The organism is Nocardia aurantia, assembly GCF_009604425.1.
Taxonomy (GTDB): domain Bacteria; phylum Actinomycetota; class Actinomycetes; order Mycobacteriales; family Mycobacteriaceae; genus Nocardia; species Nocardia aurantia.
Genome location: NZ_WEGI01000007.1, coordinates 341,004 through 354,432, shown reverse-complemented (window position 1 = coordinate 354,432; position 13,429 = coordinate 341,004). Strand labels below are relative to the sequence as shown.

Annotated in this window: 10 protein-coding genes; 7 read left to right on the top strand and 3 right to left on the bottom strand. The window is 69.7% G+C overall.

What is annotated here, in order from left to right:
* Positions 1–50 precede the first annotated feature (50 nt).
* From NRB56_RS17945 to NRB56_RS40165, 3 genes are all read right to left on the bottom strand, one after another.
* The gene (locus tag NRB56_RS17945; RefSeq protein WP_153343598.1) at positions 51–1,640 is read right to left on the bottom strand and encodes a hypothetical protein; all 1,590 of its coding nucleotides are present in this window, start codon (positions 1,638–1,640) and stop codon (positions 51–53) included.
* Between the two features lie 205 nt (positions 1,641–1,845).
* Positions 1,846–3,048, bottom strand: a complete 1,203-nt coding sequence (locus NRB56_RS17940) for a cytochrome P450 (RefSeq protein WP_227837893.1) — start codon at positions 3,046–3,048, stop codon at positions 1,846–1,848.
* Between the two features lie 263 nt (positions 3,049–3,311).
* The gene (locus NRB56_RS40165; protein WP_153343596.1) at positions 3,312–4,493 is read right to left on the bottom strand and encodes a PucR family transcriptional regulator; all 1,182 of its coding nucleotides are present in this window, start codon (positions 4,491–4,493) and stop codon (positions 3,312–3,314) included.
* 295 nt (positions 4,494–4,788) lie between these two features.
* Here NRB56_RS40165 and NRB56_RS17930 point away from each other — a divergent pair, with 295 nt between their 5' ends.
* The 7 genes from NRB56_RS17930 (at position 4,789) to NRB56_RS17900 (ending at position 13,395) form a co-directional block, all read left to right on the top strand.
* Positions 4,789–5,823 carry a Glu/Leu/Phe/Val family dehydrogenase gene (locus NRB56_RS17930; RefSeq protein WP_153343594.1) on the top strand — a complete coding sequence of 345 codons (1,035 nt, stop codon included), beginning with the start codon at positions 4,789–4,791 and terminating at the stop codon, positions 5,821–5,823.
* Between the two features lie 52 nt (positions 5,824–5,875).
* Complete coding sequence (locus NRB56_RS17925) at positions 5,876–7,087, top strand: MFS transporter (protein ID WP_153343592.1); 1,212 nt, start codon at positions 5,876–5,878, stop codon at positions 7,085–7,087.
* Between the two features lie 449 nt (positions 7,088–7,536).
* Positions 7,537–8,613 (top strand): 4-hydroxyphenylpyruvate dioxygenase, encoded by a 1,077-nt coding sequence (gene hppD / locus NRB56_RS17920; RefSeq protein WP_153343590.1) that lies wholly within the window; start codon positions 7,537–7,539, stop codon positions 8,611–8,613.
* Positions 8,610–9,734, top strand: coding sequence for an alpha-hydroxy acid oxidase (locus NRB56_RS17915; RefSeq protein WP_319943139.1), 1,125 nt, complete (start codon positions 8,610–8,612; stop codon positions 9,732–9,734). Before hppD ends, NRB56_RS17915 begins: the two co-directional genes overlap by 4 nt.
* The gene (locus tag NRB56_RS17910) at positions 9,731–10,279 is read left to right on the top strand and encodes a hypothetical protein (protein WP_153343588.1); all 549 of its coding nucleotides are present in this window, start codon (positions 9,731–9,733) and stop codon (positions 10,277–10,279) included. Before NRB56_RS17915 ends, NRB56_RS17910 begins: the two co-directional genes overlap by 4 nt.
* Entirely contained in the window at positions 10,266–12,404 is a 2,139-nt protein-coding gene (locus NRB56_RS17905; protein WP_153343586.1) for a malate synthase G, read from the top strand. Before NRB56_RS17910 ends, NRB56_RS17905 begins: the two co-directional genes overlap by 14 nt.
* Positions 12,405–12,432: 28 nt before the next feature.
* On the top strand, positions 12,433–13,395 hold the full coding sequence (locus NRB56_RS17900) for a quinone oxidoreductase family protein (protein ID WP_153343584.1): 963 nt from the start codon (positions 12,433–12,435) through the stop codon (positions 13,393–13,395).
* Positions 13,396–13,429: the final 34 nt, after the last annotated feature.

The following is a 13,429-nucleotide window of genomic DNA, read 5'->3' as shown; positions in this document are numbered from 1 at the left end:
GCCGCCGATCCGGTGGGATGCAGCGAGACCGGATCGGCGGCTCCGCCGGACTATCCGAAAACCGCCTTGATCGTGATCGAGTTTCCGGTCGACGCCGACCCTCCGTAGTAGGCGGTGGAGGTCGTGCCCGCCGGTGAGGACGGGTCGATCGTCGTGCCCTGCCAGTAGGTATTCGGGGTCTTCGCCGAATCCTGTTTCGTCCAGACCGCACGGATCTGCGGGATGACGGTGTCCGGAACGGCCGTGTTGTAGTTGTACTGGTAGCCGAGCAACCAGACGGTGCCGGTGGTGTCCACGGCGGTGGTCAGCGGTACCGCCTGATAACCGGGCTGGGCATAGGCGTCCGCGGTGCCGTTCGCGGGGCCGAGCAGTTTGAATGTGTCGGTGATCTGGGTCGACCACGATACCGAGGCTTCGGAGGTCGACCAGACGAGCGCGAAATCGGCGTTGGCGGGGACGGATTTCTCGAGCGCGGAGTCGCTCAGCGCGAGAATCACCTGACCCGCGCGCGACTGCTGGCCGATCGGCGGCTGATTGCTGCTCTTGACATTACCGATCGCGAAGAGGATATCGGTGCCGGCTCCCCAGGTGTAATCACCCGACAGGGTGAGCACCAGGCGCAGATCACCGTTGGGTCCGGTGGTCGTCGAGGACTTCCATCCGGCGTAGCTGATATTCATCGCGGCGACATCGTCATTGGTGAAATAGGACGGCATGCTGAACGTCATGGCGGCGCCGGAACTCAACTCGACATCGTCCCCGGTATTGCTGAGGGTGACTTGGAGTGTGGCCGTCTCCTGTACCGCGATGGCCGGGAGTCCGGTCGCCTTGTTCACCACGCTCATGGTCGCGCGCCGGGTTCTGTCCCATGCCGTCTGGCGCGCGGCGAACAGCGCGACCACCTTGTCCTTGTCCTTGTCGATCCGGAGCGGAATTCCGATCCCGAACGGCAATTGCACCGACACGCCGCTGAATTCGAAATCGGTCGTGCCCTCGGCCCGCTGATTGATGTACATGAACCGGACGAAGACGACGATCTTGTAGGTGGGATTCGGGACGTAGAGGTCCAGCAGCCACCCGGCGATCGCGCCGGACACGGGTTTGTCGACCCAGAAGCTCAGTTCGAGCCCCGCGCTGACCGACAGCCCGCCCTTGACGGAACCGCCCGCCCAGGTCCGGGGGTGCACCTGGGTCTTGTCCTTGAAGTCGAAGACCAGATCGGCGCCGGCGAGCAGTCCGATCACCGCGCTCACTCCGGCCGAGACGCCGATGCCGAACCCGCGCAACGCCGGTGGCTGGGAGACCGCGAGGTCGAATTCGCCACGGTGCAGTATCCGCGCCGCGATCTCGTCGCTGAGCGGATTGGGTTTCGCACTGTCGAACGATCCCTTGAGCGCCTTGACGTACGCGACACCCTCGGGCGAGGCGAGGAAATGTACGGCATCGTCCACCGCGCGATCGAGCACGGTGCGATGTGCGTGATAGAAACGCCTGCACGTCTCGACGAGTTCGGCATTCGAAGGCGTGCGGCCGGAGAACAGCTCGTTTTCGCCTTCCGGAGAAATGCCTTGTTTGTCCAGATCGACGGCTCTCGTCAATGCGTCCTGGAATGCCCCGTCGAGACGAGTGGATTGCGACATCGGTTTCCTCCCGGAGAAATATGGACGACGCACCCCGCGACATGTCGTCGCGAACACGGGTCGTCGCGTCAGGGTCCGGGTGGTTCGCACCTTCGGGCAGTGCATCATTCACAAGCGCCCCCGGCCCCCCGACCGTCCCCGGCTCTCCCGCCCTCAGCGTACTACCGTGTGATCCAACTCACGTCGGAAAGCGGAGTGCGAGCTACTACCACTCCACCGGTAACGACCGCACTCCGTACACCACGGTTTCGCGTGCGAATTCCAGGCTGTCGAACGGGACCGCGAGGCGGAGGGTGGGGAGGCGGCGGTAGAGGGTGCCGAAGACGATCTGGAGTTCCACTCTGGCCAGGGGCTGGCCGAGGCAGAGGTGGGTGCCGTGGCCGAAGGCCAAATGGCCGCGGGAGCGGCGGTGGATGTCCAGGCGGTCGGGGTCCGGGAAGACCGTCTCGTCGCGGTTGCCCGCCTCCAGGGTGAGCACCACGCCCTCGCCGGCGCGGATCAGGGCGCCGCCGATCTCGATGTCGGCGGTGGCGACGCGGCGGCGGCCGCCGTGGACGACGCTGAGGTAGCGCAGGAGTTCGTCGGTGGCGGTGGTGACGACGCCCGGGTCGTCGGTGTCGCGGAGTTCGGCGAATTGGTCCGGGTGGGCCAGCAGGGCGAGGGTGCCGAGGGCGATCATGTTGCCGGTGGTCTCGTGGCCCGCGATCAGAACCTGGACGATGAGGTCCAGGATCTCGTCGATGGTGGCCTCGCCGGCGGCGAGGGGGCCCGCGGCGAGACGGCCGATCAGGTCGTCGGTCGGCGATTGCCGTCTCGCCGCAATGACATTCAGCAGGTAGGCGCGCAGTTCGGTACTGATGGCGAGGGTTTCGGTCACAGGGGTGGTCCAGGACAGCAGTGTCGCGGCGGCCACCCGGAAGAAGTCGCTGTCCGCCGGCGGCAGGCCCAGCAGGTCGCACAGCACCAGGGACGGGACCCGGAAGGCGAAGGCGGACACCAGATCCACCGGCGCCGGCCCGGCGCGCAGGTCGTCGATCAACTCGTCGACGAGCTGCTGGATCCGCGGCCGCATGGCCTCGGCCCGCCGCACCGACAGGTTGGCGGTGAGCATGCGGCGCAGGCGCGCGTGCTCCGGGTCGTCCATCGCGATGAAGGCGCGGTAGGCGGTGGACTGCCGGGCCTCGACCGAGGCGGACTGGTGCGGATAGCCGCTGTGGCGCGGATCGGCGCTGAACCGCTGGTCGGACAGCACCGCGCGCAGATCGTGGTAGCCGGTGATCAGCCAGGGCGTGCTGCCGTTCCAGATGCGCACCCGGCTGATCGGATCGACCTTGCGCAGCCGCGGTGGCGGATCGAAGGGGCAACCGGCGGCTCGGGCCATGGGGTAGGCGGGCAGGGCTTCGGACATGATGACCCCCAAGGAATTCCGCGTGACGGAACGAGAAGTTCACCCGCTGCGAAGCGCCGCGCGATCGCCGGCTTCGGACGAGGGCGGCGGGCGGGATCGGACGGCGACCGGCACGGCCTCGTCGACTTGTTCGTCGCCGTACTCGTTGTACCACAACGGGTCTCGGGTTCGCGTGGTACGCCGGTCGGGCCGGATTCGCCCGACCGGCGGTTTTGCGGAATACGCAGCGGGAGCGCGGCAGGTTCTCGGATTCGCCAGGCCGGTCAGGGCAGTGGCGGCAACCCGAGCGCGATGATGCTGGCGGACAACCCTTCCCAGGTGCGCACGTCCCGATCGGTGAGCTGCTGCCAGCGGTGCAGGCGGTACTTCACGGTGTTCGGATGGATGTGCAGCACCCGGGCGGTGGTGGTGAGGGAGAAGCCGTTGTCGGCGAATCCCCGGACGGTCTCGGCGAGTTCGGGATGCGAGCGGGCCGCCTCGCGGCAGGGGTCGAGCAGGGCCGCGTACCGGTGGGCGGCAGGCGCCACGGTGGCCAGCAGCCAGTGCTCGGCGAAGGCCACCGCCGCGCCCGGAACGGCAAGGGGCAGTGCGGCTCTGGCGTCGGCCATGCTCGCCGTCGCGCCGGTCAGGCCGGTGCGCGGCAGACCGATACCGAAGGCGGCCTCGGGATCCCGGCGGTGCGCGGTGGCGATCACGGCGTCCGGCGCGACGTCCTGGAGCAGCGCGATCATCAGGTTGCCCCGGGTCGCGCACCGGACGGTGCCCGGCCAGTGCCGGTTGCGCAGATCCATCAGGCGTTCGTCGGGCCAGGCGGCCGCGGGTGAGCACAGGGCCTGGAACTCGCCCGCCGGATCGAAGGTGAGGGCGTTGGCGAGCCGGGTGAGGTCGACGCCGGTGGGAGCGCCGGTGGCGAGGCCGTCCAGGAACTGGTGGGTCAGGCTGAGCAGGGTGGCGTCGGCGGCCCGCACGGCCGCCCCGTACGCCTCGGCGGCGGCGCTGCTGGACTGCTGCACCCAGGTCCACACCATCCCGACGATCGAGACCAGTTGTGCGCCGGCCTCGGCGTCGCGCGCCTGGGCGCGGGTCAGCAGGACGTTCCACATTTCGCGATAGCCGACGTGGTAGGCGTCGATCAGCGCGTGCAGCGGCAGGCCGGTGGCGGCCCGCTCCGCGCCGAGCGCCCGCGCCGCCTCGATCTCGGCGCGGGTGGGGGAGCGGCGAACGGCCAGACCGGTCAGCAGGCCCCGGTAGTGATTCGCGACATCGTGTTCGTGCTCGGCACGGTCCACGATCCGATAGCTGGGGATCTCGTGCCGGATGCGGTCGACGATGTCGGGAATCACCGCCGGAAGCTCCCCGGCGACGGTTTCGCACAGCTCTACGACCGGTTGCCACGACAGCACGGTGCCGACAGCCGACCCGGAGTCACCGGACACATTCTCCACATCGCCCTCCCACTGTGGATTTCGTAACGAGACCGGGCACCCTCGGATTCCGAACCTTCGACAGCGAGCCCGACGGATGCATCGTAACTCGTCGTAAACCGATGGAGCCGAACGTGTTACCGATGCGCGCACAGTGCGGCGCTGTGGATTCCGCAAATCCGCTGAGGAGAAGTTCTCGGTTTCGACGCTGGTTCCGCGCCCGCCGCGGGGGCACGCTGACAGGGACGGAGCGTGGGGCGGCCCGCAGCGATGTGGCGGCGAATCCGGCTGTGCCGGAGAGTATTCGGAGGTTGCGATGGAGTTCGGTCACGAGACGGTCGTGCTGCGCAGCGGACGGCGGACCCGTTTGCCGATCATCGTCGCGGTGCACTCCACGGTGCTGGGCCCCGCGGTCGGCGGCTGCCGGATGTGGGGGTATGCCCGCTGGGAGGACGGCCTACGGGATGCCCTGCGGCTGTCGGAGGGGATGACCCGCAAGTGCGCCGCGGCCGGCCTGTCCAACGGCGGGGGCAAGACGGTCGTCGTGGCGCCCACACACCGCCCGCTCACCCCCGACGAGCGCCGCGCCGCGCTGCACGACGTCGGCGACATCGTGGCGGAATTCGACGGCCGCTACGTGACCGGGCCCGACGCGGGCACCGGGGTCGCGGACATGGGCGTCATCGGGGAGCGCACCGAGCACGTCTTCTGCCGTCCCGAGGCCGACGGCGGCAGCGGCGATCCGTCGCCGTTCACGGCCCGGGGCGTGGTCGCCGCGCTGCGGGCGACCTGTCTGGCGATGTCCGGCTCGGCGGAGCTGGCGGGCAAGCGGTTCGCGGTGATCGGCGCGGGCAATGTCGGCGGTCAGATCGCCCGGCAACTCGCGGCGGCCGGCGCCGAACTGATCCTCAGCGATGTCGATCCGGCCAAGCGCTCGCTGGCCGACGAATTGGGTGCGGCGTTCGTCACCCCCGAGGCGGCCGCGACCGCGGAGGTCGACGTGGTGGTACCCGCCGCGCTCGGTGGCCTGCTGACCTGGGATCTGGTGCCGCGCCTGCGATGTATCGCGGTGGCCGGCGCGGCGAACAACCAGCTCGCCGAGCCGGAGGTCGCGGAACTGCTGCGTGAACGCGACATCCTGTGGGCCCCCGACTACATCGCCAACGCCGGTGGCGTGGTCAATTCGGTGGCGCGCGAGATCCTCGGCGAGGATCCGGATACGGCGGCGAAGCGCATCGAGTCGATCGCCGACACCCTCACCGGGCTGTTCGAGACGGCCGCCCGGACCGGCGTCACCACCGCGGTGGCCGCCGACGCACTGGCCCGGCGGCGCCTGGCCGCCGGGATCTGAGCGAGGGGCGACCGCCCCGCCGTCCGCACACACACTTCTCGCGGGGGTTCGAATGTCGCGGAAATCCGCATCGCAGGCCGGCCTCGGCGCACGGGTCTATCTGCTGGCGCTGGCCACCTTCACCGTCGGCACCGAGGGCTATGTCATCGCCGGTGTGCTCCCGGCCGTCGCGCGCGACATGCGAGTGTCGGTGGCCGTCTGCGGGCAGTTGGTGACGATCTTCGCGCTCGTGTACGCGCTGGCGGGCCCGCCGCTGATCGGCGCCTTCGCCGGCATCCGGCCGAAACCCGTATTGGTCTGGGCCACAGTGGCTTTCGCGATCTCGAATCTGCTCGCCGCGGTCGCCCCCGACTACGCGGTGCTCGCCGTGGCCCGGGTGCTGGCCGCGGCGAGCGCGGCCCTGCTGGCGGCGCCGGCCGCCGCGGCCGCCGCCGCGTTGTGCCGCCCGGAGCAGTTGCCCCGCGCGATCGCGGTGACCGCCAGCGGCAACGCCCTGGCCCTCACGGTCGGCGCGCCGCTCGGCACACTGATCGGCGGATTGTTCGGCTGGCGTGGCACGTTCCTGTTCGTCACGGCCCTGGGCCTGACGACCGCCGCGCTGCTGGCGATCATGCTGCCGCAGGTGCCGGTGGCCCCGCCGGGTAGCGGACGCCTGGACCTGTTGCGGCGCAAAGAGATCCGCTGGAGCCTGCTGACCACCTTCGGCGTGTTCCTCGCCGCGTACTGCACCTATACCTATCTCGCGCCGATCGTCGAGCGCGCGACCGGGATGGGCAGCCGGGGCGTCGCGGCGCTGATGATCGTGTTCGGCGCGGGCGCGTTCACGGCCGGGCGCGTGATCGGCCGGATCCTGGCCGCGCGGCCCGTGGCGACGGTGCTGCGGGTGGCGCTCACCGCGATGGCCGTGCTCCTGGCCACCACCGCGGTTGGCACCGCGCTGCATCCGTCGGCCGCCGCCACGGTCGTCACCTTCCCGGTGCTGTTCTGCCTGGGCGCGTTCTGGTGTTGCGGCGGGGTGTCGCAGCAGACCCGGATCGCCGCGCTGGCGCCCCGGCAACGTTCCCAGGCCCTGGGCCTGCACTTCTCCATGCAATTCCTCGGTGTCGCGGTCGGCGGCGCGCTCGGCGGGCTGGCCCTGTCGATCGGCGGCGTCGTGGCCGTTCCGGCCATCTCGGCGGTGATCGCCTTCGTCTCGCTGCTCTCGGTGCGGTTGACGGTGCCGGCCGACACCTCGGACGAGATCGCCGCGGTGCCCTCGCTCTGAATCCGGTCGCCGAACGTCTCGCACTTTCCGTGAAAACGGCCGTGCGTTGTTCGCGTAATTCACAAGAATTGCACGTGCATGTGTTCCGCATCGCATTTTCCTTTTCCACTCAGCACGTCCGCGGACTGAGCGGAATGGATTTTACTTCGTGTTTTCATTCGTTTCGGCCCGCGCTGTTGTCGCTCCGCCCGGAGGTGTCGTAGACTTCGAATAGGGAGAATGATTCTCTCGAATTGTCGACGTATTCGCCGACGGCGAGCGTCGATCGCGGTCCAGAGACTGTGCTCCGTGTTGCCGATGTACCGGTGGCGCGCCGGGTGCGGTGTTCAACGACGAAATTCTCGTGGATGTGCGGAAGCCGGAGCATGTGCACAACGAATGTTCCGGGTCGGTTTGCTGTCCGGAAATTCCTGCCTTGCGCAGGATGTTCGAGTCATGGGAAAGCTGACATGCAAGTATTACGTGAAGCTCGTTTGGATCATGTCGAGTTCTATGTCGGAGACGTCGATACCGCCGCGAAGGAATTCGTGACGAAATACGGCTTCGCGATCGCGGGCCGGACCGGTTCGGGCATCCATTCCCACCGTTCGATCGCGTTGCGGCAGGGCGGTATCGTGCTGCTGCTCACCCAGGGGCTGACCTACAGTTCACCGATCTCCACCTGGGTCCGCAAGCACGGCGACGGCGTCGCCACCATCTGGCTGCGCACCCCGGCGGTGCGCGCGGCCTTCGCCGAGGCCGTGGCCAACGGCGCGGTCGCGACGTTGAAACCGGCCGAGCGGGCGGGCGTCGTCACAGCGGCGTTCGGCGCGTTCGGCGACATCCGCCACGGTCTGGTCCAGCGCCGCGACGACGACGCACCGGGGCAGCTACCGCCCGATATCGTCCCGCTCGACCGGGCCCCCGCCGCGGAATCCGCGACTTTCCGGACGCTCGACCATTTCGCTTATCTGGTCGGCGCCGGCGAACTCCGCAACGCGGTCAAATTCTACGAATCGGTCCTCGGTTTCTCGGTGATCTTCGAGGACCGCACGATGGTCGGCGGACAAGGCATGGATTCGCAGGTCGTCCAGAATCCGGCGGGCGATGTCACGTTCACCATCGTGGAATCGGCCGCGGAGCCCGGACAGGCCCTGGACTTCATCGCCGAATTCGTCCGCAACAACGGCGGTCCCGGTATCGAGCACATCGCATTCGCCTGCCCGGACATCGTGACCGCCGTCGGAGAATTGCGGCAGGCCGGCGTGGAATTCCTCGGCGCCCCCGGCGCCTATTACGACATGCTGCCCGGCCGGCTCGGGGACCTCGACCGGCACCCGCTCGACGAACTGCGCGGCGGCGGAATCCTCGCCGATCGCGACCACGGCGGCGAACTGTTCCAGATCTTCACCCGCTCCACGCACGCGCGCAACACATTCTTTCTCGAGGTGATCGAGCGCGTCGGCGCGAAGACGTTCGGCAAGAGCAACGTCCAGGCGCTGTTCGAGGCCAGGAAGGCGGAGCGGGACCAGCGGGAGCGGCTGTGACGACGGTCAGCGGCCCGCCGCGCGCGGTGGCCGACTACGCGCGGCTCGCCCGGGATGTATTACCCGCTGCCGCATGGGATTTCGTCTCCGGCGGCAGCGGGACCGAGCTGAGCCTCACGGCCAATCGGCAGGCCCTGGACAGCCTGTACCTGATCCCGCGCATGCTGCGCGATGTCGCCCGGATCTCGACGGCCACCCGGCTGGCGGGAACCGCGGCGGCGCTGCCGCTGGCCGTCGCGCCGATGGCCTACCACAGCCTGGTCCACCCCGACGGGGAGGCGGCCACCGCGCGGGCGGCGAAGGCCGCCGGGGTGCCGTTCACCGTCGCGATGCTCAGCGGGACGCCGATCGAGCAGGTCGCCGCCTCGGGCGCCGAGCTGTGGTTCCAGCTGTACTGGCTGCGCGACCGCGGCGCCACCGCGGAACTGGTGATGCGGGCCGAGGCGGCGGGCTGCCGGGCGATCGTGCTCACCGTCGACGTGCCCCGGCTGGGCCGCCGGTTGCGCGATCATCGCAACAATTTCGCCCTGCCCGAGCACGTCTACGCCGCGCATTTCCGCGGCGAGGCGGCCGTGGGCGCACAGCGCTCCCGCGACGGCGGCTCGGCGGTCGCCACCCACACCACCGAGATGTTCGATCCCGCGCTGTCCTGGCGCGATATCGAATGGCTGCGGCAGCGCACGAAGCTGCCGCTGATCGTGAAGGGCATCCTCGCCCGCGAGGACGCGGTGCTGGCGGTGCGGAGCGGGGTGGACGCCATCGTCGTGTCCAATCACGGCGGCCGCCAGCTCGACGGAGCCGTGCCCGCGATCCGGGTCCTGCCGGAGATCCGCGCCACCGTCGCCGACGAGGTGGAGGTGCTGGTCGACGGTGGCATCCGGTCCGGCACGGACGTCCTCAAGGCCCTGGCGGCGGGCGCGGACGGCGTCCTGCTGGGGCGGCCGATCCTGTACGGGCTCGCGGTCTCCGGGGAGGCCGGCGTCGCCGCGGTGCTGGCGCTGCTGCGCGCGGAACTGGAAACCGATCTGGCCCTGGCCGGCTGCCGTTCGCTCGCCGAGGCGGCCCGGCTGACGACCTGTGAATTACCGAATCCCAGTGGTAGGACGAGTGCATCATCATGAAATACGACGACGACGTGATCAAGACCCTGGGCCCCGCGGGTACGGACGCGCACGCGGAAGCGGTCCGCATCGGGGGCGAGAAGATCGAATTGTTTCCCTCCTTCCGGGCCGCGATCGATGATTCCGAGGCACACGGCGGCCGCGCGCTGGTCGCCGCCGGATATCTGGACATGACCGCGGGCTCGGTGGTCGACTCCTGGGTCGACCTGCACTTCAGCAAGCTGCATTCGATGACGATGGTCGGAGTGTGGGAATCGCCGACCAAGCAGATGTGCGTCGCGGTCCACTCGGATTTCGCCGGCGGACTCGGCGACATCCGTTCCGCCGTATCGCATCCGGCGACCCTGCAATTCGTCCGCCAGCACATGCCCGCCGATATCGCGCTGTCGACGGTGAAGGCGAAGCCGGAGGCCGCGAGGCTGGTCAGCGAGCACTACGCCGACGCCTGCATCGGTTCGGTGGACGTCGTGGAATCCATCGACAACCTCAAGATCCTGCGGAAGATCGAGGCGTCGATGGTGTGGTGCCTGTATGAGCATCGCTGAGGTCGATGTCGGCGAGCGGGTCCGGATCGGCGGTCTGCGGATCGCGCGCGGGTTGCGGGATTTCGTCGAGCGGGAGGTGCTTCCGGGTACCGGGGTGGATCCCGGGCGGTTCTGGGCCGGGACCGAACGGATCGTCGACGATCTCGCCCCGCGCAATCGCGAATTGCTGCTCCGGCGTGCGCAATTGCAGCACGCGCTGGACGCCTGGCACGCCGGGCACCGCGGCGCCGATGTCGACGCCGCGGCGTACCGGGCGTATCTGACCGAGATCGGCTATCTGGAACCGCCCCCGCGGCCGTTCACCGTGGACACCGCGAACACCGACATCGAGATCACCACCGCCCCCGGCCCGCAGTTGCTGGTGCCCGTCGCCGACCGGGATTTCGCGCGTGAGGGGGTCGATGCCCGGTGGGGATCGCTGTATCGCGCACTGCGCGATACGGATGCGATCCCCCCGGACGGTCCCGGCGAACGGTCGCTCGCCGTGATCGCGTACGCCCGCGGCGTCCTCGACGCGGCGGCGCCGCTGGTGACCGGCTCGCACGCGAGCTCGACCGGTTACCGGATCGCCGGGGGCCGGTTGCGGGTGCACCTCGCCGACGGCACGATCACGACCCTGGCCGATACCGCGCGGCTGGCCGGATTTCGCGGCGATCCGCCCCGGCCGTCGGCGGTGCTGATCGAGCACCACGGGCTGCACATCGACATCCGGATCGATCCGTCCGGGCCGTTCGGCCGCATCGACACCGCGGGGATCGACGACGTGATCCTGGAGTCCGGCCTGTCCACGATCATGGACTTCGAGGATTGTGTTGCCGCCGTTGATGTTCCGGACAAGGTCGAGGTCTACCGCAGTTGGCTGGAGCTGATGCGGGGCAGTGTCGCCGGCGTGGCCACCGCCCCGGACCGGCTGTACACCGCCCCCGACGGCTCCGCGCTCACACTGCACGGCCGCGCCCTGCTGTTCGCCCGGATCGTCGGTCCGCTGATGACCACCGACGCGATCCTCGACGCCCGCGGCGCCGAGGTGCCGGAGATCATCCTGGACGCCGTGATCGCCACCCTGGCCGCCCTGCACGACCTGCGTGGCGGCGGCACCCGCTCGAATTCGCGTGCGGGTGCGGTGTATCTGGCGGTGCCCAAACAGCACGGCCCCGCGGAGTTCGCCTTCACCGACGAACTCTTCGGCCGGGTGGAGGCGTTGCTCGGGCTGCCCGAACATACGGTGAAACTCGGTCTGCTGGACGAGGAACGGCGCACCACCGTGAATCTGGCGGCCTGCCTCGCGGCGGTCCGGCACCGGGTGGTGGCCACCGGCAACGGCCTGCTGGATCGTGGCGCCGACGAGATCCACACCTGGATGGCGGCCGGCCCGATGCCGGGCCGGGTGGCGATGCGCGAGCAGCGCTGGGCGCGGGCCTACGAGCAATGGCACGTCGATACCTGTCTGGCACACGGACTTCCGGGCCGGGCCCTGATCGGGCTGGGGATGTGGCCCACGCCGGAGCGGATGCGCGGACTGCTGGAGACCAAGATCGATCAACTGCGGCAGGGCGCGGCGATGACCTGGGTGCCGACGGCGATCGCGGCGACCCTGCACGCCGTGCACTTCCATTACATGGATGTCGTTGTGCGGCAACAAGAGATCGCCGCCGCCGGGCCGCGGCGGTCGCTGGGCGAGTTGCTGCATCCGCCGATCGCCGAACCGCCGCCCGCCGCGGCCCGGCGGGCCGAGCTGGACGCCACGTGTTACACCGTCCTCTCCTATGTCGTGCGCTGGATCGAACGGGCCGTGGCCAGTTCGCCGATCCCCGACTTCGGCGGTGTCGTGGTGCTGGAAGATCGTGCCACCCTGCGAATCTCGACCCAGCTGCTGGCCAACTGGTTGCGCCACAACGTGATCGGCGAGGCGGACGTGCTGGACAGCCTGCGCCGGGTGGCGGGCCGGGTCGACGAGCGACTGCGCGACGAGCCCGGCTACCGGCCGCTGCTGCCCGAACCCGAGTCCACCCTCGCCTGGCGAGCCGCGTGCGAGCTGATCGAGCGAGGCGTGGACGCGCCCAACGGCTACACCGAGCCGGTGCTGTACCGGTGGCGCCGCGAATACAAGGCCGGGACGGTATGACCGCCGGTCCGCACAGAGAGGGAGACGTATGCGTGCAGTGGTGGTGACCCGGCCCGGTGGTCCGGAGGTGCTGCGCTACTGCCGGATCCCGGATCCGGTCCCCGGCCCGGGGGAGGTGCTGGTGCGCACCGAGGCGATCGGCGTCAACTTCCGGGACGTGTACGTGCGGACCGGCGCGTATCCGGCCGAACTGCCCGTGCCGGGGCTGGAGGGCGCCGGGGTGGTGGTGGACGCGGGCCACGGCGGGGAGTTCGCGGTCGGCGACCGCGTCGCGTGGTCCTACGGACGGGCCGGGTACGCCGAACTGGTGGCGGTCCCGGTCGCGCAGTGCGTGCTCGTGCCCGACGGAATCGACCGGACGATCGCCGGCGGCGCGATCCTGCAGGGCGTGACCGCGCACTACCTGCTGGAATCGGTGTACCGGCCGGAACCCGGGGAGGCGATCCTGATCCACGCCGGGGCCGGCGGGATGGGCCAACTGCTGGTGCAGTGGGCCGCCGCGCGTGGTGCGCGGGTGATCACCACCGTCTCCACCGACGAGAAGGAGAAGGCGGCCTGGGAGGCCGGGGCCTGGCAGGTGTTGCGCTACGGCGCCGAACTCGCCGAATCCGTGCGGGAACTGACCGGCGGCGAGGGTGTCGCGGCCGTGTACGACGGCGTCGGCGCGGCGACCTTCGAGGCGAGCCTGACCTCGTTGCGGCCGCGCGGCATGCTCGTCTCGTTCGGTTCCGCGAGCGGCCGGGTGCCCCCGCTGGATCTGCAGCGGCTGGCCGAACTCGGTTCGCTGTCGATCACCCGGCCCCTGCTGCCGCATTTCGTCCACACGCACGCGGAGGTGCTGTGGCGGGCGAACGCGGTCTTCGCCGCGATAGCCGACGGCACCCTGCGCGTGCGGCTCGGCGGCACCTACCCCCTGGCCGACGCCGCGCGGGCCCATCGCGACATCGAATCCCGGGCCACCACCGGCTCTCTCGTCCTGCTGCCCGAATAGACCCCACCGACCGGGGTGCACCGGTGGGGGAACG

Bases quoted from the DNA above. Each gene is read 5' to 3' on its own strand.
- NRB56_RS17945 (WP_153343598.1), bottom strand. From the start codon at position 1,640: ATGTCGCAATCCACTCGTCTCGACGGGGCATTCCAGGACGCATTGACG.
- NRB56_RS17940 (WP_227837893.1), bottom strand. From the start codon at position 3,048: ATGTCCGAAGCCCTGCCCGCCTACCCCATGGCCCGAGCCGCCGGTTGC.
- hppD (WP_153343590.1), top strand. From the start codon at position 7,537: ATGCAAGTATTACGTGAAGCTCGTTTGGATCATGTCGAGTTCTATGTC.
- NRB56_RS17925 (WP_153343592.1), top strand. From the start codon at position 5,876: ATGTCGCGGAAATCCGCATCGCAGGCCGGCCTCGGCGCACGGGTCTAT.
- NRB56_RS17930 (WP_153343594.1), top strand. From the start codon at position 4,789: ATGGAGTTCGGTCACGAGACGGTCGTGCTGCGCAGCGGACGGCGGACC.
- NRB56_RS17910 (WP_153343588.1), top strand. From the start codon at position 9,731: ATGAAATACGACGACGACGTGATCAAGACCCTGGGCCCCGCGGGTACG.
- NRB56_RS17900 (WP_153343584.1), top strand. From the start codon at position 12,433: ATGCGTGCAGTGGTGGTGACCCGGCCCGGTGGTCCGGAGGTGCTGCGC.
- NRB56_RS17905 (WP_153343586.1), top strand. From the start codon at position 10,266: ATGAGCATCGCTGAGGTCGATGTCGGCGAGCGGGTCCGGATCGGCGGT.